A 23523-nucleotide genomic window follows, 5' to 3' on the forward strand; every position below is an offset into this window, starting at 1 on the left:
TTACATACAACACAACCTGTCGCTTCTATAGCCGTTCCTGATTGCATGAACATTGTGGAGACTTCTCTGATAACCATACAGTCATGCTTTTTACCGTTGAAGCCCAAAAGCATTGTCAGTAAGCACTCTTGAGAAGCAAGTTCTCAAGGCACACTAATAACAAATAAGCCACTTGTGGAATGTTGGCTAGAAAAGCAGCTGATTTTCCAGTAGATCACGAAAAATTACTAGGCAGTGTTTTAAAACCCTTTGAAAGCATTGATTTCTGGCACGGCAGAATCAGGCTTTTACCAAGTTTTAAAACATGCCCTAGTGATTATGCTAATAATGACCAAGACTTTCTTACCCCTTCCAGCTTTCATTTTGATTAACTGAATCTCTCAATAGCTTAGTATAGGTTCGAAGAAACTCCTCAACGTGGTAAGGCTTTGAATCAAGTTTCTCGGAAAGATAGTCATATCCACCACTGGCATACTCGTTCAATCTGTCTATTCCTATATCAGTTAAGTTTGTTGGATGCTGTGGATCAACTAAATCAATAAATAGTTTGCGAATCTCATCCTTTTCAGTGACACTAACCCCTAAACGGGAAAGTTCTGATCTTATGAGCAAACCTATAATTAGCCTTTGATAAGGCTTATAGTCGCTCACAAAATTATCCATAAAGTCTGTTACTTCAGAACACTGTTTCACTGGATCAGTTTTGCGGCCCACAGCCAACCCAAGCATTAAGCAAAAATAGTAAAGATCAAATTTAGTGCGGATTGGCTTCTGGTCTCGAATATTAGAGAACCAATTTTCAGTATCCTGGCGGATTCTAAAGTTCTTAAATGCCATATTCTTATCCCTCTGCCTCATTTAAATCAAATTTATCAAAATATTCCTTACCCTCTATGAGAGCTGAATTTGAGGTTTTTTTGACTCCCTCAGCAGGAAGTGAAAGCATCAAACTTTCTGTGCCAGGTGTAAGTCTAAATAAAGTAAAGAACTTGGTTGAGCTTCCCGAACTTTCATGCAAAATATCTGTGAATCCTGCTCTCTCCGATGAAATTGTAAATGCAACAAATTGCTTGCAAAGACTAGGTATCAGCTTTGCAATTTCTCGCCGTACTTCCATTGAAAGAGGGTTTGCTGGGCTGTCTACAATTAGTGGAAACTGATGCTGTCCTCTACTTAATAAAGTTGTTAAGAAAGTGTAACCAACAGAAAGAGTCTGGCCAACACTTGCTCCTTCCTGATTTCGAAGTTTAAGGGAACGATCAATTTTTTCGATTCGAATTGGATCACGCGACAGCACCCTTTCAAGACGGTTGTTACATTCCTCAGCAATCGCCATTTGCAGGTTTAACTGTGCTTTCTTAAAGGCCTGTTCAACTATCATCGTTAAGATATCTGTTTTAGCACGCAGTTCTAAAGTCCCTGTAATTTCTGCTAGATCACTCTCTGCACTCTTGAGCAACTTCTTTAACGATGCTAGACAGAGAGTACTCTCGTTATCACTAGAGCTTGCACTACGATCTATGTCTTCAAGCAAGTCTTTTAGTTTCTTTCTGCGCTCATCCTTACTTTTTCGCTCATCAACCCAGATTCTTAGTTCTTCATCACCCTTATCAATTAGTTCTTGCTCTAAAACTCTAACAGCAGTTTCAGCTAGCTTATTGTCCGATACTGCTCTCTCTAAAATTTCTATTTTTTGAGTTAAGTCTACCGATGTTTCATTTCCTACTTGACGCACTTGAAGATCGATATCTTGTTTCAGTGCATTTAATATTCCAGACGTATCTTCAGCTAAGTAAAGTTCGCTCCGCTTACTGATTACCTCCCGTGAGTGGCTATCTAAAGGACGTCCGCAGATGCACTCATCTTCCTCCAATAACTCATTAAAAAATTGACTCGATGTACTAGCTGGTAAGCGCAAACGATCTAATTGGAGTTTAAGCTCTCCTAACGAATCGGAAAAAGCCTCATGCAATAAGTGAGGTTGTCGAATTCGGTTCATTACCTCTAATGCCGAAGCTTCAACTCTATTGCGAGCATTAATCTCATCACGTTTTTTTGCTTCGAAGTTGTCTCGTAAAGTTTGTTCACTACCAATCTGATCGTTGATTTTTTGCTCTAATAACTCTATTTGTGTTTCTAGGGTTTCTAACTCTATAACTGCTTCTTCTCGGGCTTCAGATACCCGGCTTATTCTTTCTCTTAACTTATCAACCTTATTTCTACGCTGGCTTAATCCCTTTTCAGCTTTTGCACTCTTGTTCTTGGTTGCTGTCTCCCAAGACTTTTCTGCTAATTGTTTTATATCTTGCAGTAAATATAGTTGAAAAAGTGCATCAATTGCTTTAGAAGCTTCCGACTCATTTGAATCCAAAAGTTTATCTGCAAATTCGCCATCAAACACAAACAACTGAACAAACCTACTGTCAAGGAATCGTTTTACTTCCGGCGGAGGATCCCAACCAGGTTTTATTCCTCCACTCCCAACAGAAGTAGTGCGATATTCAGCTTTTCCTCTATCAAAATCTAATTTAAGCTCAAATGTTAGAGGTTTTTCATCTACTCTTAGTTTTAGTATGAAAATTCCTGCTGAATGAGATTCAGCAGGTCTACGGAGACTTCTAATTTTTTCTGGAGTCCATCCTGATGCTTCTCCATTCATTGAAGCTCGTATCATTGTTAAAGTTGTGGTCTTGCCTGTTCCATTAGGCATCTGTATTAGTGATACAGGTGTAATCTCTTCATGATTAGTTAAATCAATTTCAACATCAGGACATCGTAAGCCTTCGCTTTTCCAACCAGCCAACTCAATTTTCATGAAGATCACCAGTTACGTTAACAGTAATAGCAGATCGGACATTTTCTAAATAATCTTGCTCATCACTTGCACTAAGTTCTGAAGTACTCATGGCGTTAAGCCATGCTTCAATTCGTTTGGCAACCTTGTCTAACTGACCTGACTCGCTTACGGCCTCATAAAGAGCACTAATAACTTCATAATCTAAGCTTGACATCTTTACTCTATTCTCCTGGTTTGCGAAAGTGCAGATAGCCAAATGCACCGAGCCTCATCTGCATTTAGTTCATTGTCTTCATCCTCTTTAGAACGCACAAAATCAACGATCATTGCTCTTTTTTCAGGAAAACTTGGATCAGTACGCAGACATCTTCCAATGCGTTGAATGGTCTCTAGCCGCGCTCTCGAAGATGAAAATAGGATAACGTTTTGAAGATTTCGGATATCAATTCCTTGTGATATACGATGACAAGTAATCAAGCAATCAATACTGCCTCGAGAAAAATCAACCAAATTTCGGCGGTCATCTTCTGCATAATACGTTCTATAGCGGTGAGTGTAGGAATCCAATGCTTCTAAAATCGGTTCACCATAGGCTTTATCCTCTACGAATATAATGGTAGATTTAATCACCTGAGGATTTAAACTCAGATATTCGGCGAAAATTTCCGGTTTCTTTTCTGCCGTTTTATAGACTCGCGCAAGTTCTGTCCACAACTCCTGTTTGGTCATCGGTCTACCTTCCCGTTGTCGAGCCGAACGTTTAGCATAAACTTGTTGCAAACGCTGCCGATCACCTTCTGTAACAGGGTAGGTTAATGGAACATAATCAAACTCACACAAGATACCTCTTTCAATCGCTTCTTTTAGCCCAAATTGGAAGAACACATCACCAATTTCTTCGAAAATAAACTTTGTTCCTTCTTGATCGTATTCTCTTTCTGGAGTTGCACTTAGTCCCAACCTGTATCCAAAAGCCTGATGTTCTCCTGCAAGTTTAGTTCGCAGTGATGGGCTTCCTAATCCGTGCACTTCATCATGAATAATGATCAAACGCTCTTTGAAACTACTGTCGAGGCGGTTAAACAAAGAGGCAAGCTGTTCACGGGAAATAACTAATATGGCTCGATTATGGTTTAAAGCAAACTCTCCTAACTCATGATGCTTATCATAATGTCTTAAAACCCTATATGGGCGAAGTCGTTTGATAGCCCAAGGTTCGATCTCCTTCCGCCATTGGTCTAATAAATCTGTTCCTTCTGTACTAATAACAATTCCATCGATTTCATTGTTTTGATCGAGCACTGAAAGAATATTAATTGCTGTACGGGTTTTTCCTGTGCCCGTAGCCATTTCTAAAACTCCATGTCTTATTTTCAGAAAAGCAGCAATTGCCTCATCTTGATGTCTCCATTGAACTTTATCTCTCTTATCTTGTTGAGAGTTTGTTAAGCCATTTAAATAAGTGTTGGGTTTGTCTTTTGCTATCGATTTTTTGAGGTCACACTCAAGATCAACGCTGGGCTTCTTGTCTGGAGCTTTGCTACGAATTAGTGCGGCGGACTCTAGCGATAGTGGTAAAACTTTTAAACCCACAGCCTTTGCTGCCCAGGCTTCTTCAAATTGTTCCTGTTTAATACGAACCCTTTCCTCATCTCCAGAAATCCAACTTCGGTAAACATCAATCGACTCATAATTACGTTCATATCCATTTTCTGACTCATTAGCTGAACCGGTAAAGGCAACTTTGTCACCCCATGGAAAACGAAAAATACCTATCTTCTCATGAAATATTCCTGGCTTTTCAACATGCTCTGGAAATGCAAACTGGAGAACAAGATGGTCATTTGCCACCATCCAAGCAAATAACTGTATGCTTCTTTCAATATAGTCACTTACAATTGGTTCATTCAAAAGCTCCTCAATAAGGCTTTCGGCAGAAAGCTTTCTGAGCTTTTGTCTCTCTTGTTCGTTTAAAGCATTCTGTAATGCAATACGATCTCCACTAGATAGTTCAGGGGATATTAGCAAATATATTTTTACTGATTCCTCGCTAAATCTTGGCAAGACATCCAGCCATGCAAGCAGTGCCTTGCTTGAGAAGTAGCCGACAGCCCTCTGATATTCTAAGCAATGCCTTAAACAAGGAGAAAAAAACTCTTTCCCGAGGTTTGATTCTCCGCTTCGATAATGACTTGCCAAACTTCTGATGAAATCCTTGCTAATTAATATTTCATCTGAGTTGTTATGCATAATTAATTATCCTTAGATCGAATTAATGACTCTAAGGCTCTTTCAAGTTCTTCTGATCGTCTTTTATACTGGTGTTCCTGAATTAGTTCCTCTAGACAGTGATTCTCTTCTTCAGAGATTTCGCTCAGTGAATTATGGTTTTCAATAGTAAACTTATTTTTTAGACTCCACCTATAATAAATATCCCTCGAAACTAATTCTCGCAACGAAGTGTATAAGTATTGATTTACTTCCTTCCGCGTTGAACCTATGGCCGTTGCAATTCTCCTAGCTCGAACAGGAATTCCTTTCTTTAAGACTTTAATTATTGCGACCTCAATATCATCCATCTTTCTGCGCTAATTTAAAGTAAATCTCCACTATAGTTTGCTTAGTATTCCCTGTTGCTCTTCTTTGAGTAACACAATTCCTTGCAATTTCTAGGCCAGCAAACGTGTAGAATTCATGAACCTATGATTCAAAAATTGATGCAGAACACTCAACCTAATTGACTTAAGTCAATGGACAGCCTGAAATTCCCCTTCAAGGTAGCTTGCATCAAGCATGTACTGAGTTAGTGGCCAAGCAAACAAGCCAAACGATTTTGAAGGCCTGTTCCAACTCGCGCAGCAGCGCCCACTCGATCCCTGGTCTCGCCCTCGCAGCCCTCGGGCGCTTCCGGAACGGATCGCTCTGCAAATCGCCTCAATGTCATCGTTCGACAGCTTTGGCGACGTTACCAACTGCATCCGCCCTTGTGAACGGACAAACGCCGTCAACCCCTGGGCCACCGCCGCCATCGATGAGCTAGAGAAAAACCCCACCGCCCGACTGTAGCCCGACGACTGCTCTAGACAAGGGATGTAGAAATCCTGGATGAGGTGATCGCGATGGCCCCTAGGGGCCGGTCTTTGACCATCGCTACGATACTCATCTCGAATCTGTAGCTCTTTCAGGCTCAAGGCGCAAAGCTCAAGGAGGTTGCCTTCGAGTATAGGCAAGGCAACTGGGGAAGGTCGCTAATTTATAACGTTATGTTCACAAACAAACGGGGAGCAGTCTATCAACCGCTCCCCGCTTCAATGCTTCTATTCTCTGCTTTCCGCAAAAATGCTAGCCCTGTCTCATGTTCCCTGCCCCATCCCGCTAGGTTTCCGTCCAGAGCAGTCGCAGCCTTTGACTAAACGCACCTCGGTCAATGCGCCGCTGCATCTGGCAAGCCAGCACTTGGTTCCGCTGAATGCCATACGCGCCCATCGTTGCATCAATCACCTCGCAGAGGTCAGCGAGTTCGGTCACCAGGTTGGTCTCCACAGCCTCAGCGGCTTCCTGCGCTTCCTCGATCAGCTTTTGCCGCAATGCCTGGCAGTAGTCGGCCTGGGTCATCTCCTCAATGCCAAACTTGATCTGTTGGCTTTCTAGAATTTCGGGGATGCGATCGCGCACCAGCTTGTTATATTCCTTGCGCACCATAAACGTAGATTCCTCTCCGGGGGGATAGTAGAGCAGCGTGTAGTCACGACCAGTCGCAGCGCGACGCAGCACCCGTAGACATTCTTCCGCATCAGAGCGGCGACGAAAGCGATTGACCACTATCCGCTGCATGTCGGGCAGAAAGCGCACAATCGCCCAAACATGGAATGGGCTGATATTCATGCTGTAATAACTTGAGCCAGGGCAAATGAGGGTGAGACACTGATCCACAGTGCCCTCCCGGTGTTTTTAGCCTGTTCTAGAACGAAACTAGAAACTAGTTTCCAAAAAAGAGGCCAAATTGTCAACTGATTCCTAGAACTTGATTTCTAAATGCCGCGATCTCAGTCCGATCAGCCTAACCAGCCAACCCTTAAAGACTTGAGAAAGCGAGCGGGGCTTTCCCAGGAGGCGCTAGCGCGGATTTTGGATGTCAGCGGCAAGACCGTGAGCAACTGGGAGCGAGGCATGAGTATAGCTAGCCTCACGGTGCCGCAAATGAAAGCCCTATGCGATGCCCTAGGTGTAACGCTCAGTGAACTGCCCGATGACTTTAGCTCTTAGCTGCCTACCCTATAGGCAACCCTTGTAGTGAGTCCCTAGGTATGGATGACGATCGACTGCCTTCTGGGGCTTTTAGTCAATTACCTGACTCAAGCAAGGTCAATGTTGCTGCACTAACCCGTCTATTTGCCAGCACCACCAACTCCTACAAATACCTCTTCTTTCTGTCACTGCTCGATATTATGAGGCGTCGCTGCTTTGAGGTGACAGAGCCGATCAGCTTTCAAGACCTGATTGTGGAGATGCTGTCTAACGCCTGGTTCCCCCACACGTTTTTCAAATTGTCCTTTGGCACCCAAGACCAAGTGGCTCAAAAGCTGGATGCCCTGGATCTAACTATCACTGAGCCCATTATCCGCTTTCGCGATACCGATAAAACCCTTTTCAGAAGAGCGATCGCTCTTCAGGATTTAGATGATGTGGTGTCTCACCTCAGCCGTTACGTTCCCTTCCGGCTGATTGCGCCCTTTCTAGAACACCAACTGGCGGGAGTCAGTCGGGGCAAGGGGAACCAGCTAGAGGTCGCTATACCTGCGATCGCAAACCGTTGCTTCAACAGCGACAAACCACTCTACCGATTTGACTCAGAACAGCACAACCGCTGTCAGGCGGTGATCATCCATCCAGCCTGGGCCAGCTACCTAGAGCAGCACCACGGAATTGTGCGCGGTTGGGCCGCGTGGGAATGGCTGACTTACATGCAAAAACGGAACCCGAGTACTCCGGCGATCGCTAACAAGCTGTTCATGCCCACCCGGCGCGATTCGCTGACCAAGCAGACCGACTACTGGAAGTTGGTGCTGTGCTCCCAACCGCTCCGCTGCATCTATTCTCAGCAGGTGATTGACCCCAACCGCTTTTCCCTAGATCATTACCTGCCCTGGTCATTTGTGGCTCACGACCAGCTATGGAATTTGGTGCCGACACTGCCAGAGGTCAATTCAGCTAAATCGAACAATCTTCCATCCAATGAGTACTTTGCCCAGTTTGTGACAGTTCAACATTCTGGGCTCTTGGCCACTCGCGAAGCCTTAACAGCAGGCAAATGGGAAAGACAGATAGAGCCTTTTATCAATGATTTAGGCATAAGCACTCAGGATGAACTGCTAGATGTGCAGCGACTCGGGAATGCTTATGAACGTGTGGTAAAACCACTGGTATCCCTGGCCGCGAACCAGGGTTTTAGCATTGAGTGGCGATATTAATCTGTCTAGAGTAGTGACCGATGTATAGGCTCATTGCACAACAACCGGCTCGTCCCAGTGGGTAGTGTACCGCTGGGTGCGGTTGTAGGCCTGCAGTAGTTATACCCAGGCCGATACAACCGTTTAGTACCGTCGCTTACTTAGAATCCATCGATCGCCGGGGCTTAGACTTGCCCGATCGCGAGAGGTTAAAGGACTGCGAAAACGCCTTCTTCCGAGCGCTGGTGACATTGCCACTCTGGTAGTCAGCTTCTAAATCTTCCAGCACCGCCTGTTCCTCCATCAGCATGGCGCTGGGGGGCATAGCGGCCATGGCGATGCGAGCACGGCTGAGGGAGTCGGTGGCAGCGGCGTAGTCGCCCCGATCAGAATACATCACGGCCTCACGGCGAGCGCGGGCCGCCATCAGCAAGGCTACCTGCTCTTGCACCGCTGGGTTGGCGGGGAAGTCGCTGAATTGTTCGGCCCTCACCAGGGGCAGCTCCAGCCCGGCCCGTATCACCTGCCGACCGGGCTGCTCAGCATCATCCCAAGCCAAGCGCACCTGCATCAATTCGCCGCTGCGCTCTAGGGCAGGCACCTGCAATCGCACCACCACCTGAATGAGCGACCCCACCATCAGGTTGGGCAGCTTATAGCGCCGGGTGTCGGTCTGCTCAAAGTCATTCAGCACGTCCATAACCGTGACGCCATTGCCCGGCTTAATCCCCAGGCTGACGCGCTGTCCCAGGGTAGCCGCTAGACCGGAAAGCTCGGTTTCAAAAATGGTCGGTAACTGGTCAGCCGACTCGATGTGGAAGAAGTTGCCGTCGCCGCTGCGGGCCATCGCCGCCAGCAGGTCTTCGCTGTAGTCGTCGCCGATACCCAGGGTGGTGGTGCTGACGCCACGTTCGGCCAGACCGTGAACGTCACTGGCGATCGCATCCACCCTCGTCTCCCCCACATTGGCCAACCCATCGGAGAGCACAATCACCCGGTTAAGCTGGGCAGGGTTGAGGTACTGGCTCACCTGCACGCCGCCCTCAACCCAACCGGCGTGCAGCGCGGTAGACCCCCGTGAATGGATATGGCGTAGCTTCTCTAGCAGGGTGTTTTTGTCGGTGGCCAGGGTGCTGGACACCAGGGTTTCAATACGGTCGTCGAAGAGGACGATGCTGATTCGGTCACAAGGCAGCAAATTCTCCACGGCAAAGCAGGCGGCTTCGCGGGCGTAGTGCATCTTTTGTCCCTGCATCGAGCCGGAGCGATCGATCGCCAGGCTGAGGTTAAGCGGTACGCGATCGGTCTTGAGGGTGACGGCTGGGGGTGTGATGCGCACCAGCACGTCGAGGGTCATGGGTTGCTGAGTAACGATCCCCCCATGGAGCGGAATCAGTTCGACGGTGGGCAGGGCGGGTTTGGCTTGGGTCATGGTGGCCTCTGAGTGGATTTAAGGTGGGCGAGATGGTCAGCGATGAGCTGGAGCAGGCTGTCCCGCTCGTGGGCAGTGGCGGGTGCTACAAAGTCTTGGCGGACGTGGAGTTCTAAACCGTCGAGAATCTCTAGACGAGTCCAGGTTTGGGGGGTAGATGTCGATGGGGTGGCGGGTGGCGGGGCAGGTGCCGCCAGGGGAGCCTGCATCGCTGGACTGGCAGAACGCTTGACCGAACGATCTGATGGAGAGAATTCCCTGCGGTCCCGAATTTGAGACAAAAACGCCAGCGCCGGGTTCGCCGCCTCCACCGTCAGCTGCACACCGCCTTGCAGAATGTCTTCTAGCGCCGTGTCAGCCTGACCGCCAATTAGGCTGCCGATGGAACTAGCGCTGTAGCCTTCCGCCAGTAGACGGCGCAGCACCAGCAATTGGAGTAGATGTCGGTAGGTGTACCGAGCTTCGCGCCCCTGCTTGAGGGGCTTGTCTAACCATCCCTGAGTGGTGTAGTAACGCACCAGCCGAGGGTTCACCGGTTCTTGCCCACGATTTCCAGAACTCTGGTCGGGCAAAAACTGGGGTAGCAGGTCGTTGGTCACCTCAACGAAGCGATCTAAGACCATCTCGGGCTGTTGCTGGGCAATCTGTTGCAACATGCTCATAGGCCCATAATAGACACTTGCAAATTAAACTGTCAATATCATCTTGAACTGCAATTATCCCTATGGCATCTCCTGTTGTCCTGATTACCGGCTGTTCGTCAGGTATTGGTCAAGCGCTTTGCCAAGCCTTCCATCGACGAGGCTGTCGGGTGGTCGCGACAGCCAGACGGTTAGAGACCCTGGATAGCCTGAAGGCCCACAGCATTATGACCTTGCCTTTGGATGTGACGGACTCGGCAGGCATTCAACAAGTGATTGCGACCGTAGTAGCTCAGGAGGGGCGCATTGACCTGCTGGTCAACAATGCGGGCTTCGGGCAGTTTGGCCCGTTGCTGGATCTCAGCCCAGCTCAGATCCAGGCCCAGTTTCAGACCAATGTATTGGCTCCCCTGGAACTGGTGCAGCAGGTGGCTCCGGTGATGAAACGGCAGCGATCGGGCGTCATCGTCAACATCGGCAGCATTTCGGGCGTGGTGACAACGCCCTTTGCGGGGGCTTACTGTGCCTCGAAGGCGGCATTGCACAGTCTGTCCGAGGCACTACGGATGGAGTTGGCCCCCTTTGGCATTCATGTAGTCACGGTACAGCCGGGCGCGATTCAGTCGAACTTTGGCCACATTGCTGAAGAGGGATTGGCAGAAGTGCTCTCGCCGGAGTCGTGGTATGCACCGCTGGAGTCCAGGATTCGGGCCAGGGCGGTGCTGTCTCAGACTCAGGCCACGCCAGCAGACGCGTTTGCGGAGCAGCTCGTCGCGGCGATAATGAGGCCGCAGCCGCCAATGACAATTCGATTAGGGAAAAAGAGTCGATGGTTGCCGTTGCTTAAGCAGGTGTTGCCGCCCAGGCTGATGGAGTTTTTGCTCAAACGACAGTTTGGGCTCACGCAAGTCTTGCGATGAAGAGAATGCGCCCTGCTATTGCTTTGCTCCTGGCATCTGGCTACCACAAGCCGATCAATCATCTGCTTGAAGCCTTTCGATGTGGCACTCATAGCCCTCTCCGAGCGCCCTGCGCCAGCATTGCAGTACTCCCTCCGAATCATCTGTAAATTGCACGATCAGCAATTCAGTAACAGCTCGGCGATCAGGCACGCTACCCTGAGGATGCGACCAATTCGTTCGCCTCAGCACCGCTTTGACTCGCGCTAAGGTTCTCCATCCACACTGGGGCGCAGGCGAAAAGCTCTCCCACACCTCGGAAATCAGCGACACTGCATCCGGGGATAGGGTCTCTGGGCACAGCGATTCCGGCAACCCAATCGCCGTCGTCAACTGTTCATCCGACCACCAGGCCCACCACTCTTCCCGGTGCAAGAGTTGTACCTCCTCAGCCTGCCGAATCTCTGCCCAGGGCGTTCCGTCCAACGCAGCTAGACGAAGCGCCTCAGTCCAAGTCACCGCAACGTAGCGGCGCGTCATAAATCGAGCCATGATGCCCCTACCCCGCTACCGCCCTACCCAGAACAACAGCAACGAGATCGGGAACGCCTCCCAATGCCTTGCCCCCAAAGCGTCGATTCAAGAACCTTTTCATGCCAGCCCAGCAATCCTGAACATAACGATGGTCTGGTGATGTGAATCGCGCCTGCCTGGGGGCGAACAGAGCTTCACGACACTACTCGGTTTTTTGAGTAGCAAATATCACCAGTACACCATCTGTACGGAGTTGCCGCGCTAAATCCGGAAGAAAAAGAAAACCTGTGGCGAGGTTTACCCAATCAATTCGGGCGGCCTTCAATATCGGCTTCCATCAGCGCTATCGCTCGCTCATAAATCCTTAAACCCAGCAGTACCAGTCGCACCAGCATTTGGTCAGGATTGCGCTGACTCGCCGCCGCCAACTCCATAATCCGCTCTGTTGGGATATGTTCATGGAACAGAATCAAGTTAGCCTCCAGTTCATGAACCAGAGGGCGGCGGTGCTTTTGGGCACTTTCCCGCAGAACTTGTCCTGCCTCACTGGTGAGCAACAGTTCCAGGATTTCGGCGATGAAGGGAGACCGTTTTCGATTGCCTTCCACCGCACATTGCGCCTCAATCGCCTCCATCAGTTCCGTCGTCATGTACAACGTAGGACGACATCCTACTTCCGAAGATTCTGACGGTGATTTGTCTTGGGGCGTAGAGGACTTGACCATAGGAGTGACAGGAGTGAGACCAACTGACGCTATCCTAGCCTCCCCTTCGGGCGAACGAAACGTTGAAATGTCATAGCTTTACAGAAATCTGAGGTAGATCGGTAGAAGGGTCCTCCGCCTTACAGGATTTTGACCGGTAAATTCATACTCTGCTTGGCAACCAACACTGAGTCTCAACGAGATAGCTATATCTTAGTTGGCACAGTCATATGCCTTCAAAAGCTGTAAAGCATTGGCTTCAGGAGACTTTAGGCTTTTTTGGACATTGTTAGCTCTCTTGAGCCATGGCCATCATCTCTTTGTAAACAAAATCTAAAACCTACTTTACTTTCTAAGATTCATACCTCAGTATGGCTTCTAACACTTTCAATGTGAAAGTTCAGCGAAGATTGAGTCGTCAATCTTGAGTTCCTGATGAAGTTCCGTGCTTGACCTACAGATGGCGAGACCAACGATCTGCCGCCCATAGTTGAAAATCGTCCTACTCAATCTGTTCAGGGAGCAATCTACCTACGTCCTCATTGCTTGGAGTAGGAGATATGAATCTTGTATCTAACCGCCTGGGGTATCTACGACCTCTAGTTCAACGCAGCCGTAAGACTCTTTCTAGGGCTGGAAACCAACTAACTCACTTCAAATTTCGTGGCCTCAGCGGATGGACGCTGTTGGGCCTAGCCGCCGGAATCCTGCTATTCATCAGCATAACCAGCCACGCCAACCCAGCCATGGCCCAGCTCTTTGACACTGTCGAAGGTGAGGCCCAGAACATCTTCGGGCAATACCTGGATGGCGACATCATCAGCTTTATGTTTGGCCTGCTGCGCCTGGTGGTGTGGGTCTCAGCAGTGGGTTTTGTGTTCTTTGCGGTTTATCAGGCGCAACGGGGCGAACAGTGGCAACCGCTGCTGCAAAACGCCTTCATCATCATTGCCGCCGTCGTCATCGTCGAAGGCCTGAGCCGCCTGTTCTTCGGAGCCTGAGATGAGCGACGACTCGCGCCTGTACTGCCCGGTCAATCCGAGTCTGGGCCGACAGCCTTCCCTTGGCCCTATCCCCGCCAACCTGCTCGCCCCCTCGGGCGGCATCTTCGTCGGCTTTTATATCTTGATTGAAGTGCTACTTGGACTGGGATTTGTCCCATTCCTGCTGCTCAGCACCTGGGGCATTTCCACCTGGTGGGTGGTAGTCGGCGAAAAGACCTGGCTCTTTACCCACAAGTTTGTGCCTGTGCCCGATTGGAAACGGGGCCATGTGCCCTATCAGCGTCATTTATCCAACCATTATGAGTAAACCAAGGCTTGGAACGCAACGCTACCGCTTTCGCCCCTTTGAAGATGAAGCGCACCTGGAATGTCTCTGCCGACTGAACCTGCGGGGCCGCAATGTCGGAGCCTATCTGCTCAAGCACCAGCGACAGTACAGCCTGGTGTTTGGCTTTCGCAGCCGTGGGATTCACACCCAGCTGCAGTCGGGGCAGGCAGAACCGACATTGAAGCGACTCGAAGATGGGTTGAAGGGGTTTCGACCGGGCGATCGGCTGCGGATTCACTGGCGCTCGTTTGCCGATGATCGCGATCGCCAACAGTCCCTCGAAACCCTGATTCAGTTCACCGCTACCCTGGAAAGTCAGTTCTTGCTGCTGGCGCAACAACGCGCTACCCGCGATTTAACCACCGAGAAACAGCGTCAGCCCAAACAGCTTTATCTCTTCGCTACTTACCCCCTTGGGTCAGGGCAAGAGCAAAGCGCTGATCATGTTGAGAAGCTGCTGGCCTGGGTGGTGGCCCAGTACGATACCTTCAAGGGGTTGAAGGAGCAGAACCAGCAGCAGTCCTACGTGCAGCTTTTAACCCAGGGCTTCACCGACGGCTACCTGCATTGGGAGCAGCAGCTCAATGCCCGCATGGGTCTTCAAGTCACGCCCATGGGAACCGAGGACTTGTGGCAGTACCTCTGGACTCAGTTCAACTCAACGACAGCCCCCCCTGTCCCACAATGTTTAGAGCTGAGCGACGACGACGGCGATGTAAAGCTCAGTGAACTGATCTACGATCCGCTGCACGCCACGTCCCGCTTGATTCGCGGAGAAAATGGCCAACCCAGCCATCCCAAGGCTGACCGCCAGTGGGTGCAGGTGAAGGGGAAATTCGTGGGAGCCGTAGTGCTGGAATCTAAACCCGCCGGATTCACAACCCCCGAGCACCAGCTCTACTACCTCTGGCAAGCCCTGGCTCAGTTCCCCGATTGCGAATGCGTCTGCGAACTCGCTGCCGCAGACCGGATGATGACCCGCGTCACCCTGCAACGACTGACCAAGCAAAGCGTCACCGCCACCTTCCGCGCCAACCTGCTGCGAGATGTGGATGTGGCCTCCCAGATGCGGATGAAGCAGGGAGTGGAAGCTCAGGAGCGGATCTATGAGGGTGCCCTGCCCATCTGGGTCAGCGGTCTGGTGCTTCTCCACCGCGATAGTCCCGAATCGCTAGCGGAAGCCTGCCAGAAACTGACCAACGCCTTCCATCAGGGCGACTTTATCCGCGAGACCGAAATTGCCTGGCAGTTGTGGCTCAGGGCATTGCCAATTGTGGGCGATCGCTTGATCGACGATGGTCGCAGGCAAATGTACCTGACTAACGAAGCCCCCGGACTGATGCCAGTGGCTTGCCCTCGCACTATCGACAACCGGGGCATCGAGCTGATCACCCGCGACGGTCAGATGCCGGTTTACCTGGACTTTGTCAATCAGCACCGGGGGATGCTGATTTTCGGGGAGACCCGCAGTGGCAAGTCGGTACTGGCGGCGGAAATCTTTGTGTGGGCGATCGCCAACGGCATGAACGTCATCTCCCTGGACTATCCCAAACCCGACGGCACCACCACCTATACCGACCTGGTGAAGTTCTTCGGCGACCAGGGAGCCTATTTTGACATTGGCTCCGAGAGCAACAACTTGTTTCAGATTCCTGACCTGCGCAACTTACCGGATAATCAGCGGCAAGAGCGCCTGGACGACTATAAGGAGTTCCTGGTCAAAGCCCTCGACACTATGGTGATGGGCACCGAGACCGATAACCAATTGGGCAAACGGGTCCACACGGTGCTCTGGCAAGCGCTGTCCACCTTTTTTGAAACTCCCCAAATTCTGGCTCGCTATGATGCCGCCTTTGAGGATGGCTTTGGAAGTTCTGCCTGGCAGCGAATGCCGACGCTGGCTGATTTTGTGGAGACGGTGGTTCATTTAGATCTAGAAGTAGAATCCGCTTTGCTCAATGAAGCTGTCGCCACCATCCTGCTGGAGCTGCGGGGCTGGCTCTCCAGCCGAGTCGGCAAAGCCATCTCCCAACCTTCCACCATTCGCACCGATGCCCGGCTCACCGTCTTTGCCCTCCGCAACGTCGGCGACAACATCGAAGCGGCGGTGCTGGCCCTCTCGGCACAATCGATGGCCTTCCGCCGAGCCCTGGAAGTCTCCGACTCCCTGCTGGCGATCGATGAAAGCCCAATTCTGTTCAAGTACAACGGCATCGCCCAGATCATTGGCCAGGTCTGCGCCAACGGGGCCAAGTCCGGCATCCGCCCCCTGATCATCGGCCAGGACCCTGACACCATTGCCCAATCCGTCGCCGGGTCGCAGATCCTGCAAAACCTCAACACCCGGCTGGTCGGGGCCATCCAGCCCAACGCCCTGCCCTCCTACCAGCGCCTCTTCGGCTACGACCCCAGCCTCTTGCGACCCAATACCGAAGAGTCCTTCCGCATCAGCCCTGGTCGGCTCTGTTCCCACTGGCTGCTCGATGCCGATGCCAGGCTTACCCCCTGCGCCCACTACCCGTCTCCCGAACTGCTGGGGGCAGTAGCCAATAATCCCAAAGAACAGCGGGCACGCCAGCGGGTGCTGAGTCAGCATCCCAACAAGTTTGCTGGGTATGCCGCCTTTGCTAAAGCCTACGTTCAGGCGCTACGCAGTGGTCAGTCCCTCGACACCATTGCGCCCGCCACCCCTCAGTTTGAACTGATCCACTCAACGGCTGAGTTATCTCCTAACGGTCATCAGCCCCAATCATCAACCCCTCGGAGGTCATCATGACGACTCAATCAAAACGTCAACGAATTCGGTATCGCCTTATCCTCGGCACCAGCCTTGGTCTGGGTCTACTCGGCATCGGCACCGCTCGTGCCTCTCTCCAGCCCGGCGGCTGGGGCCAGCAGTGGCAGGACTGGGCGACAGAAAATCTATCCAATCCTTTAGAAGATATCCTGGCTCAAATCGAGGAAACCACAGCCTTAGCCGAAGAGACACTTCAGAATGTCTTGGGCGACCAGTGGGAAGCCCTGAAATCCGCCTTAGGCAGCAACCTGCCCGACCCTAGCCGGGTACGGATGGACGAGGTAGTGCCGATTCAAAGCATCCTCGGCACTGACCCCACCACCCAACAGCGAGAGCTGGCCAACCGCTATGACCAGGAAGTGGCTCGCTCGATGGCCTCGCCCTGGCTGGGCGACCAGGGTCAAACCCGGCTCTCCAATCAAGCCGAACAAACCACGACTCTTTTGGAAGGGAGTCAGGCGCGCACCCAGGAGGTGCAATCTATGGCTGAAGCGGCTCAAGGCATGAACGTCACCCAGGACGTGATGAAGCAAAACGCCCAGATCCAGGCGTCCGTTGCAGCCCTGCTCCACGAACAAACCCAGCTCACCGCCGAAAATAATACGACGCTGACGCAACTCCACCAGCTTCAGGGGATGCTGACTCAGCTCGCCGCTAACACCAGCGAAGGCATCGACGAAACCAACCGGCGTGAGCGGGTGGAGCGGCAGATTTCGATCTCCGGCTCCGCCCAGGCTCCGATCTACATCCCCGGTGCTCTTGGAACCGACACCTCTGGAAACTAAGACCGATGCTCAACGCTCTCCTACCATCAAGCGTCATCTTCCCCGCTCAGGTCACAGGCGGGGTCGGCATCATCGACGACAGCGTGCAGCAACTGGAGGCCGTGCAGCAGGCCTGGGATGCCCGCTGGGAGGATATCTTCGCCTCCAGCAGCGGGCTATACCTTGGCATCAATCAGTTTGCCTCCATCATTCTGGTCGGTGCATTCCTCTTCTTTGCCGTGGGCTGGGTGAAAGAAGCCATCGAACGGGGCATCTTCCCGGCTCTGCCCAACGTGCTCTGGGTTCTGACCATCGCGGTACTGCTCTTTAACAATGGAGCCTTGCTGGGGTCCGCTACCCTCGGCATCCGCAACCTGATCAATGCCCAAACCCAGACGGTGCTTCAGGTGCAGGTGGGTGAAGTGTCGATGCTCGAAGCTCTCAACGATGTGATTCTGTCCCAGCAGGCCAAAGCCGTGATTCAGCAGGAGTACGCCACCTGCGATGCCCAAACCGGGCAGGCTCAGGTGGATTGTTTTGTTCGTGCCGGAGAACGCGCCCAGCAGCGGCTGGAGCAGGAATACCGTTCCCGAGGCTTCTGGAGTGCCGGACTGCAACGGCTCTGGAGTCGAGTGCAGCAGATCAGCCAGCAGGTCGAGCAGGTCTACCAGTCTGGCGAGGCTCCTATTGGGGGCAATCCCCTGGCTGACATTCTGGTGGGAACTGTGCTGCAAACCAGTAGCCAAGCGCTGGCGGAGCAGTTCCTCAAGGGCTGGCAGTGGGCCTTTGCCAATCTGATCGAAATGGCGATGCTGTTGACCGGGTTGATTGGCCCGATTGCGGTCGCGGGTTCCGTCGTGCCCCTCCAGGGTCGTCCGCTGTGGTCCTGGCTGGTGGGCTTTTTCAGCCTGGGGATGGCTAAGTTTTCCTACAACGTCATCGTCGGTTTGGCGGCAACGGTGGTCGTGGCTGCCGATGCCCAGACCTCTAGCGACTTTGGCTTTCTGCTACTGATCTCTATCCTGGCTCCGGTGTTGGCCCTGGCTATTGCTGGGGGTGCCGGGATGGCGGTCTTTCGTGGTGTTTCCGGTGGGGTGACCCGACTGATTGCGGTCGGCACCTCTGCTATTCCCATTCCGAGGTAAGTGATGGAACTGCTTGAACTCAGCCGTAAGGTGAAACGGCCTCGTATCCATTCGAGCGACATTCTGCCCCTGGCCTTTGCGGGGCTGTCGGTAGGGGTGATGATCTTCGCGCTATCCCTGCTCTGGCTCGCAGTCTCAGTGTCGCGGCTGGCCAACCAGAAGCCGCCGACTCTGGTGCAGCAGGTGGATGGTCGCGCCTTCTCGGTGCGACCTGCTGACTACCGCCACCGGGAACCCGAGGTAATCCGCCAGGTGGTTTCGACCTGGGCGGTGATGACGTTCACCTGGGGTAAGCTGCCGGGTGAAGGGGAGAGAGCTGCTGATGAGGGGGTTCAGGTCACGGGGCGAAATCGAGTTTCAAAAGCGGCCTGGGAAGCCTCATTCCTGCTGGCCCCTGACTTCCGCGATGCCTTCCTCCAAACGCTGGCCACCGAAGTGATACCCGAGGGTGTCTTTGACGGGCAGGTGTCAGCGGTCTTGATTCCCCAGCACATTTCTCCGCCCCAAGCGATTGGTGAAGGGCACTGGCAGGTGGATCTGGTGGCGACCCGAGTGGTGTTTGAAGCCAGCAACCCGGCGGGGACAACCCTAACCTTCAACCGTCGGTTGACTGTGCGGGCCGTTGAGCCCACCGACAAGCCCCTGATTCCCGATGCCTCGGAATATCAAACCATTGCCTACCGGCTGCTGGAAAGCGGGGTGCAGATTGAAGCGATTCGACCCATTCAACCGGAGGATGTCAGCCGATGAGTTCCCTCCCAGAACCTAACCTAGAGATGCTGCGCACCATGATGGGCGCACCGGATCTCGCAGAACCGCTGGTGGCCGAAGAGGCTTTCACAGAACCTGTGCAGTCTGAGCGGCCCCTGTGGAAGCTGCCGGTGCCGAAGCTGGTGCTGATTGGTTCAGCCCTGGTGCCCGTCTTTGCCCTGGCGGGTGTTTTCATCGCAGGCAGCCGCCAGGGCGATACGCCCGGTAAAACGACAACTACAGCCGAACCAAATTCAACGGAAGCTCAGCCTCAGACGGTGGAAGCTGAACTGGAAGAAGCCAGAGCAGAGATTGCTGCCCTTAAAGCGCAGATGGCGCTGGAAGATCAGTCGGTAGTGCAGACGACTACTTCAGGTGAACCACCTCGTCCGGTTACGACGCCTGCACCGCCGTCTCCTTCGTCTGTTTCAGCACCAGCCAGGTCAACCTCTCAACCCGTCGCATCAGCCCCACCGCCCACCATTTCAGCAAGACCTGCCTCCCCGGCTGTCAGCTACCCAGCACCGACACGTCACCTGCAACCCGCCACGACAACTACTCCTGTCACCTCTCGCCCATCAGCGAATCCTGCTGCGTCAGCGCCATCGGCTGAACCTGATATTGATCCGGCTGAACGCTGGCAGCAGCTGGCTCAGGTCGGTAGCTACGGGAGTTTGCCTCTGCCCGAGGAATCCGCTGAACCTGCCTCAGTGCCGGAGCCTATCACTCAAGCGCAATTTGCCTATGCCACTACTCTCCCTCCGGCACCCGCTCCCGTCAGTCCGCCAGAATCCACAACGACAGGGGAAATGCCAGAGTTTTCAACGGCTGAACCTCCTGACCTCCAGCCTATAGAAGCATTGGATGAAGGCTCAGTGGCAGCCATTGATGATGAAGCACCCACTTATCCAGACATCCTGGCAGCTGAAGAAGCTCGGATTCTCCAGCCAGCCCCGCCAGCATCTTTAGTAGCAGGAACTCAATCCAGTGGCTCTCTGGTAACACCCGTCATCCTCGATAGCACCGCTGAGGGCAACAATCTATTGGTCGTACTTTCAGAACCGTTAGTCGATAGCCAGGGCCAGGTAGCCATTCCAGCTGGGGGCGAACTGGTCGTACAGGTGGAAGCGGTTTCAGATAACGGGCTGGTGCAGCTCTCTGCCACCCAGGTGATCTGGAGCGACCAGGGCCAGGCTCGCGAACTAATGCTGCCCCAGGGCGTGATCCAGATCCGTGGTCAGGGCGGCGCACCGCTCCAAGCTGAAGCTTATAACGACATTGGCCCCGGCATTGCGGTTATGGACGCTGGACAGTTTGCCCTGGGCTCCATCCGTCGCGCCAGTGAACTCTACACCCGCCCCAATACTCGGGTTGAAACCGGCAGTAGCACGACCGTTGTAACCACAGAAAATCCGGCTCCGAATGTGTTGGCCGGGGTACTGGAAGGGGGCACCGACGCCATCCTCGACACCATTACTGAGCGCAACCAGCGGGCAATTGAGGAGCTGGAGCAGCGACCCCGCATTGCTTACATTGAGGCCGGTCGGCCTGTGCAGGTGTTTGTGAATCAATCAATGCAGATGCCGATTTGAGGGTAGCTCAATGATTCGATCTTGGAAAACGTTAGCCCTGTCGTTGGCTTTGGTGGTGGCCTCTGGCCCAGCCTGGGCACAGGCCACCCGCACCATTTCTAATCGGGCCGCTCGGGGAGATCACGCCCCGGTCGCGGTTGAGATTCATCCGGGTCACGGGGTCACGCTCAACTTTCGCCCGGTGGGAGCGGTTGTCCGCCGGGCTTGGTTGGATGATCCCTCTGAGGTGACGCTGGATTTTGACGACACTCGCTGCGCAGCAGTAGCGGCACCGGGAGAGTGCGCCGCCACGGTGATTCACCTGCGGCGGATTCAACCCCTGGCGTTTCCAGGGTTACCTGCCACAGCGACAACGACATTAACGGTCGTGACCGAGCGCGACCTCTATACCTTTCAACTGGCCTTTCCGAATACCGGCGCACCAGCCTACAGCATTCTAGCCATTCAACCGGATGCTCCATCGCCCTATGCCAGCGCCATTTTGACGACACAGATCGCTAGCCCTACTGGGGTGCAATGGGTCGAGCGAGGACTACTCGAAGCTCAACACCGCAATCTGGTGGTCACTGGTGATCCGCTCTGGGAACGCATTCAAGCTCTGCTAGAGCGACTTAGGCAGGGCCGACCTTTGAGGGAAGCCGCGCAAAATGCTGGGGTATCCGAAGCTCTAGTGGTGCGACTGGCGGAGTTAGGCCGACCGGATTCTGGAATCACCCAAGGGAGATAACCCATGAATAAACGATTTCGACGACGTCTTCAACGTTTGGGCCTGGTAGTCCTCGGCCTGATCACAGCCAGTTTGGTTTGGTTTAAGCCAGCGCCTCAAGCGGCGACAGAACCCTGGATTCCTACGGTGCCGGTGCAGTGGGATAAACAGTATGCGCGAGTCCCTGACTGGTCACAACTGACCTTTGCCAACCTGCCGCCGCTGCTGTCTGGCGGAGCCGTTGATATACCCGACGATCTGGTCAGCAGTCTGGGCTACGACCCGTCTCGCATTTGGCAGGCCGGGCAGTCGGTGGCTGAGGTGCTCAAGCTGGGCGATTTTCAAACCAGCCTATATCCTCAGTTGTTCAACCTCCAGACCCTGGCCCAGTTCGCCCAGCTCGATCTGAACCAGGTGGCATTAGTTGCCTTTGAACTGGTCGGCTGGCAGCGGGTTGAGGATTTGGTCGCGACTATTCCGGGGTTAGGCAACCTGCGGCTAGACCAGGTGCCGCCCCTGGAAGCGCTGATCTCCCAAGCGCTGCCGGTGTCGAGTCTTCGAGGACTCAGTGGGAATGATCTGTCCCTTGCTAACCTGCTGGCGGAGTTTCCAGATCTGGGCCAACTGAGCCTGGGGCAACTGGGTAGTCAGCTCAACTCGTTTGCCCTGAGCGATATTCCGGGCATCACCGGCATTTCCTTACAAAACTTTCGCAACTGGGGCAATAGCACCATCAGCGGGGTGCCGGGGCTGGCCTCGGTACCGTTGGATCAGATGCCCAATCCCCTTTCTGGGGCTGGGGCGATTGGTCAGATCGATATGGTCTACGGCCAGGTGGAAACCCAGCGGCAGGCGACAATTTCAGGCAGCAAACAGGCCGGGTTTCAGGTGCCTTGTGAGGAGTCCTGCGCCCATGTGGAATTTGCCGGAACCCCAGACCTGCATGGCAAGCAGTGGATCTCAGGCCAGGTGCAGCAGGTGCCAGGGGGTGAAGGGTTTCTATCGTTTGTGAATGGGGGCCAGGAGCCCACCGGACGACATCCCTTTGGCGATGCGTTTAAAGTAGCGCTTTGGGATGTGGATGAATCCTCGGGCACGGTCAGCACGGCCCTGTTTTTCCGCATGTGTCAGCGGGGAGGATTCTTGACCCCAGATCTGGGTTGTACACCCTACTTCATTGGGCCAGTGCCCTTTATGACCTACCAAGAAACCGACTTCATGCTGGTGGGGGCGTTAGAAGGTGGAAGTGGGGGGCAAGCGGCTTCGAGCCTGCCCGTGGTATCAGCGTCTCCTGAAACCTTGGGGCAGTCAGTTGCGCAACAAGCACAACCGCAAGCAGGGGATTTAACAAGACTACAACCCTGTGGATCAAGCAAGGACGGGCTTGATTTAGGAGCACTTTCAACCGCAATTTCCGCCCTCAGCCGCTATCCCACCGCTATTGGCCCCTATGGCTGCGATACCCAGGGCCACTGCGGTCGTCGCTTAGGCCAGTACCCCCTGATGAGCTATCAGCCACAGGTGCAGGCGATGATTGCGGCGCAGCCAGGAGGGCAGGAGTTTCTCAAGCGGGTCGAGTCGGGGGCTGAGATCAACGCCAATGAAGTTGAGCGATTCTTACCGACAGCGACTCAAACTCATCTGGTAAAGGAATCCTTGCAGGCTATTGCTGAACAGTTCCAGAGCGAGGGGGTATCAAATGCTGCCTTGATTGAGCGAGTTGGCCAGCACTACTTTGGTGGCCCAGGGGTGCCGACCGAAGGCACGGTGGCTGATATTCAGGGCCAGGTCTTTCTCAACCCACAAACCGCTTCGTTGAGCCAGGCCTATGGCCAGGTCCAGGGCTGTTTGGCACAGAGAGGTAGCTGAAGATGAAACAACATATCTTCCCGCTTTTTGCTCTGGTCTTGCTCCTGGTTTTAGCAGTCTGGCTCTGGCCTCGGCCATCTCAGACCGACTGGCGCTTAGCCAAAGAGGTGG

The 23523-nt window shown here is 53.0% G+C and carries 21 protein-coding genes; 13 read left to right on the forward strand and 8 right to left on the reverse strand.

Going from position 1 to position 23523, the window contains the following annotated elements; translation table 11 throughout:
• Positions 1 to 342: 342 nt before the first annotated feature.
• Genes NF78_RS21230 through NF78_RS29885 form a run of 4 tightly spaced genes read right to left on the reverse strand, consistent with a single transcriptional unit; the run spans position 343 to position 5047 of the window.
• The gene (locus tag NF78_RS21230; protein ID WP_035993567.1) at positions 343 to 837 is read right to left on the reverse strand and encodes a hypothetical protein; all 495 of its coding nucleotides are present in this window, start codon (positions 835 to 837) and stop codon (positions 343 to 345) included.
• Between the two features lie 4 nt (positions 838 to 841).
• Positions 842 to 2815, reverse strand: coding sequence for an AAA family ATPase (locus NF78_RS21235; protein WP_156119908.1), 1974 nt, complete (start codon positions 2813 to 2815; stop codon positions 842 to 844).
• Complete coding sequence (locus NF78_RS31420) at positions 2805 to 3011, reverse strand: CxC ATPase DNA modification system associated small protein (RefSeq protein ID WP_156119909.1); 207 nt, start codon at positions 3009 to 3011, stop codon at positions 2805 to 2807. Before NF78_RS31420 ends, NF78_RS21235 begins: the two co-directional genes overlap by 11 nt.
• A gap of 2 nt (positions 3012 to 3013) precedes the next feature.
• Complete coding sequence (locus NF78_RS29885) at positions 3014 to 5047, reverse strand: DEAD/DEAH box helicase family protein (RefSeq protein ID WP_072016212.1); 2034 nt, start codon at positions 5045 to 5047, stop codon at positions 3014 to 3016.
• Positions 5048 to 5734: 687 nt separating this feature from the next.
• On the opposite strand from NF78_RS29885, the gene NF78_RS33085 reads away from it, so the two are divergent.
• Positions 5735 to 5863 (forward strand): hypothetical protein, encoded by a 129-nt coding sequence (locus NF78_RS33085; RefSeq protein WP_263970669.1) that lies wholly within the window; start codon positions 5735 to 5737, stop codon positions 5861 to 5863.
• Positions 5864 to 6172: 309 nt separating this feature from the next.
• Here the strand turns inward: NF78_RS33085 and NF78_RS31970 are convergent, their stop codons facing one another.
• Positions 6173 to 6682, reverse strand: a complete 510-nt coding sequence (locus NF78_RS31970) for a nucleoside triphosphate pyrophosphohydrolase (RefSeq protein ID WP_197064935.1) — start codon at positions 6680 to 6682, stop codon at positions 6173 to 6175.
• 150 nt (positions 6683 to 6832) lie between these two features.
• Here NF78_RS31970 and NF78_RS21250 point away from each other — a divergent pair, with 150 nt between their 5' ends.
• Together NF78_RS21250 and NF78_RS21255 are read left to right on the forward strand one after the other, a co-directional pair.
• On the forward strand, positions 6833 to 7063 hold the full coding sequence (locus NF78_RS21250; RefSeq protein ID WP_035991464.1) for a helix-turn-helix transcriptional regulator: 231 nt from the start codon (positions 6833 to 6835) through the stop codon (positions 7061 to 7063).
• 41 nt (positions 7064 to 7104) lie between these two features.
• Positions 7105 to 8268 (forward strand): HNH endonuclease domain-containing protein, encoded by a 1164-nt coding sequence (locus NF78_RS21255; protein WP_052050810.1) that lies wholly within the window; start codon positions 7105 to 7107, stop codon positions 8266 to 8268.
• Between the two features lie 136 nt (positions 8269 to 8404).
• Here NF78_RS21255 and NF78_RS21260 read toward each other — a convergent pair whose 3' ends face one another.
• Entirely contained in the window at positions 8405 to 9679 is a 1275-nt protein-coding gene (locus NF78_RS21260) for a vWA domain-containing protein (RefSeq protein ID WP_035991465.1), read from the reverse strand.
• Positions 9676 to 10341, reverse strand: a complete 666-nt coding sequence (locus tag NF78_RS21265) for a MerR family transcriptional regulator (protein WP_035991466.1) — start codon at positions 10339 to 10341, stop codon at positions 9676 to 9678. The genes NF78_RS21260 and NF78_RS21265 overlap by 4 nt, the downstream gene beginning before the upstream one ends.
• Before the next feature lie 62 nt (positions 10342 to 10403).
• Between NF78_RS21265 and NF78_RS21270 the strand changes: the two genes are divergently transcribed.
• Positions 10404 to 11240 (forward strand): SDR family oxidoreductase, encoded by an 837-nt coding sequence (locus tag NF78_RS21270; RefSeq protein ID WP_035991467.1) that lies wholly within the window; start codon positions 10404 to 10406, stop codon positions 11238 to 11240.
• An 818-nt stretch (positions 11241 to 12058) separates the two neighbouring features.
• Here NF78_RS21270 and NF78_RS21280 read toward each other — a convergent pair.
• A complete protein-coding gene (locus NF78_RS21280; RefSeq protein ID WP_156119910.1) occupies positions 12059 to 12478 on the reverse strand; it encodes a hypothetical protein in 420 nt (139 codons plus the stop codon).
• Positions 12479 to 13203: 725 nt separating this feature from the next.
• Here NF78_RS21280 and NF78_RS21285 point away from each other — a divergent pair.
• Genes NF78_RS21285 through NF78_RS21325 form a run of 9 tightly spaced genes read left to right on the forward strand, consistent with a single transcriptional unit; the run spans position 13204 to position 23412 of the window.
• The gene (locus tag NF78_RS21285) at positions 13204 to 13458 is read left to right on the forward strand and encodes a hypothetical protein (protein ID WP_156119911.1); all 255 of its coding nucleotides are present in this window, start codon (positions 13204 to 13206) and stop codon (positions 13456 to 13458) included.
• Between the two features lies 1 nt (position 13459).
• A complete protein-coding gene (locus NF78_RS21290) occupies positions 13460 to 13768 on the forward strand; it encodes a hypothetical protein (protein ID WP_035991470.1) in 309 nt (102 codons plus the stop codon).
• The gene (locus tag NF78_RS21295) at positions 13761 to 16565 is read left to right on the forward strand and encodes a hypothetical protein (protein ID WP_052050812.1); all 2805 of its coding nucleotides are present in this window, start codon (positions 13761 to 13763) and stop codon (positions 16563 to 16565) included. The genes NF78_RS21290 and NF78_RS21295 overlap by 8 nt, the downstream gene beginning before the upstream one ends.
• Positions 16562 to 17371 (forward strand): hypothetical protein, encoded by an 810-nt coding sequence (locus tag NF78_RS21300; RefSeq protein WP_035991473.1) that lies wholly within the window; start codon positions 16562 to 16564, stop codon positions 17369 to 17371. The genes NF78_RS21295 and NF78_RS21300 overlap by 4 nt, the downstream gene beginning before the upstream one ends.
• Positions 17372 to 17376: 5 nt before the next feature.
• The gene (locus NF78_RS21305; protein WP_035991475.1) at positions 17377 to 18495 is read left to right on the forward strand and encodes a hypothetical protein; all 1119 of its coding nucleotides are present in this window, start codon (positions 17377 to 17379) and stop codon (positions 18493 to 18495) included.
• Between the two features lie 3 nt (positions 18496 to 18498).
• On the forward strand, positions 18499 to 19245 hold the full coding sequence (locus tag NF78_RS21310) for a hypothetical protein (protein WP_156119912.1): 747 nt from the start codon (positions 18499 to 18501) through the stop codon (positions 19243 to 19245).
• Entirely contained in the window at positions 19242 to 20837 is a 1596-nt protein-coding gene (locus NF78_RS30515; protein WP_081972816.1) for a TrbI/VirB10 family protein, read from the forward strand. Before NF78_RS21310 ends, NF78_RS30515 begins: the two co-directional genes overlap by 4 nt.
• 10 nt (positions 20838 to 20847) lie before the next feature.
• Positions 20848 to 21564, forward strand: a complete 717-nt coding sequence (locus NF78_RS21320; RefSeq protein WP_035991481.1) for a hypothetical protein — start codon at positions 20848 to 20850, stop codon at positions 21562 to 21564.
• Between the two features lie 3 nt (positions 21565 to 21567).
• Entirely contained in the window at positions 21568 to 23412 is a 1845-nt protein-coding gene (locus NF78_RS21325; protein WP_156119913.1) for a hypothetical protein, read from the forward strand.
• Positions 23413 to 23523 lie beyond the last annotated feature (111 nt).

Origin of the sequence: Leptolyngbya sp. KIOST-1 (genome assembly GCF_000763385.1) — a bacterium.
Classification (GTDB): Bacteria; Cyanobacteriota; Cyanobacteriia; order Phormidesmidales; family Phormidesmidaceae; genus Nodosilinea.

Bases quoted from the DNA above. Each gene is read 5' to 3' on its own strand.
- NF78_RS21230 (WP_035993567.1), bottom strand. From the start codon at position 837: ATGGCATTTAAGAACTTTAGAATCCGCCAGGATACTGAAAATTGGTTC.
- NF78_RS21235 (WP_156119908.1), bottom strand. From the start codon at position 2,815: ATGAAAATTGAGTTGGCTGGTTGGAAAAGCGAAGGCTTACGATGTCCT.
- NF78_RS31420 (WP_156119909.1), bottom strand. From the start codon at position 3,011: ATGTCAAGCTTAGATTATGAAGTTATTAGTGCTCTTTATGAGGCCGTA.
- NF78_RS29885 (WP_072016212.1), bottom strand. From the start codon at position 5,047: ATGCATAACAACTCAGATGAAATATTAATTAGCAAGGATTTCATCAGA.
- NF78_RS33085 (WP_263970669.1), top strand. From the start codon at position 5,735: ATGTCATCGTTCGACAGCTTTGGCGACGTTACCAACTGCATCCGCCCT.
- NF78_RS31970 (WP_197064935.1), bottom strand. From the start codon at position 6,682: ATGAATATCAGCCCATTCCATGTTTGGGCGATTGTGCGCTTTCTGCCC.
- NF78_RS21250 (WP_035991464.1), top strand. From the start codon at position 6,833: ATGCCGCGATCTCAGTCCGATCAGCCTAACCAGCCAACCCTTAAAGAC.
- NF78_RS21255 (WP_052050810.1), top strand. From the start codon at position 7,105: ATGGATGACGATCGACTGCCTTCTGGGGCTTTTAGTCAATTACCTGAC.
- NF78_RS21260 (WP_035991465.1), bottom strand. From the start codon at position 9,679: ATGACCCAAGCCAAACCCGCCCTGCCCACCGTCGAACTGATTCCGCTC.
- NF78_RS21265 (WP_035991466.1), bottom strand. From the start codon at position 10,341: ATGAGCATGTTGCAACAGATTGCCCAGCAACAGCCCGAGATGGTCTTA.
- NF78_RS21270 (WP_035991467.1), top strand. From the start codon at position 10,404: ATGGCATCTCCTGTTGTCCTGATTACCGGCTGTTCGTCAGGTATTGGT.
- NF78_RS21280 (WP_156119910.1), bottom strand. From the start codon at position 12,478: ATGGTCAAGTCCTCTACGCCCCAAGACAAATCACCGTCAGAATCTTCG.
- NF78_RS21285 (WP_156119911.1), top strand. From the start codon at position 13,204: ATGGCCCAGCTCTTTGACACTGTCGAAGGTGAGGCCCAGAACATCTTC.
- NF78_RS21290 (WP_035991470.1), top strand. From the start codon at position 13,460: ATGAGCGACGACTCGCGCCTGTACTGCCCGGTCAATCCGAGTCTGGGC.
- NF78_RS21295 (WP_052050812.1), top strand. From the start codon at position 13,761: ATGAGTAAACCAAGGCTTGGAACGCAACGCTACCGCTTTCGCCCCTTT.
- NF78_RS21300 (WP_035991473.1), top strand. From the start codon at position 16,562: ATGACGACTCAATCAAAACGTCAACGAATTCGGTATCGCCTTATCCTC.
- NF78_RS21305 (WP_035991475.1), top strand. From the start codon at position 17,377: ATGCTCAACGCTCTCCTACCATCAAGCGTCATCTTCCCCGCTCAGGTC.
- NF78_RS21310 (WP_156119912.1), top strand. From the start codon at position 18,499: ATGGAACTGCTTGAACTCAGCCGTAAGGTGAAACGGCCTCGTATCCAT.
- NF78_RS30515 (WP_081972816.1), top strand. From the start codon at position 19,242: ATGAGTTCCCTCCCAGAACCTAACCTAGAGATGCTGCGCACCATGATG.
- NF78_RS21320 (WP_035991481.1), top strand. From the start codon at position 20,848: ATGATTCGATCTTGGAAAACGTTAGCCCTGTCGTTGGCTTTGGTGGTG.
- NF78_RS21325 (WP_156119913.1), top strand. From the start codon at position 21,568: ATGAATAAACGATTTCGACGACGTCTTCAACGTTTGGGCCTGGTAGTC.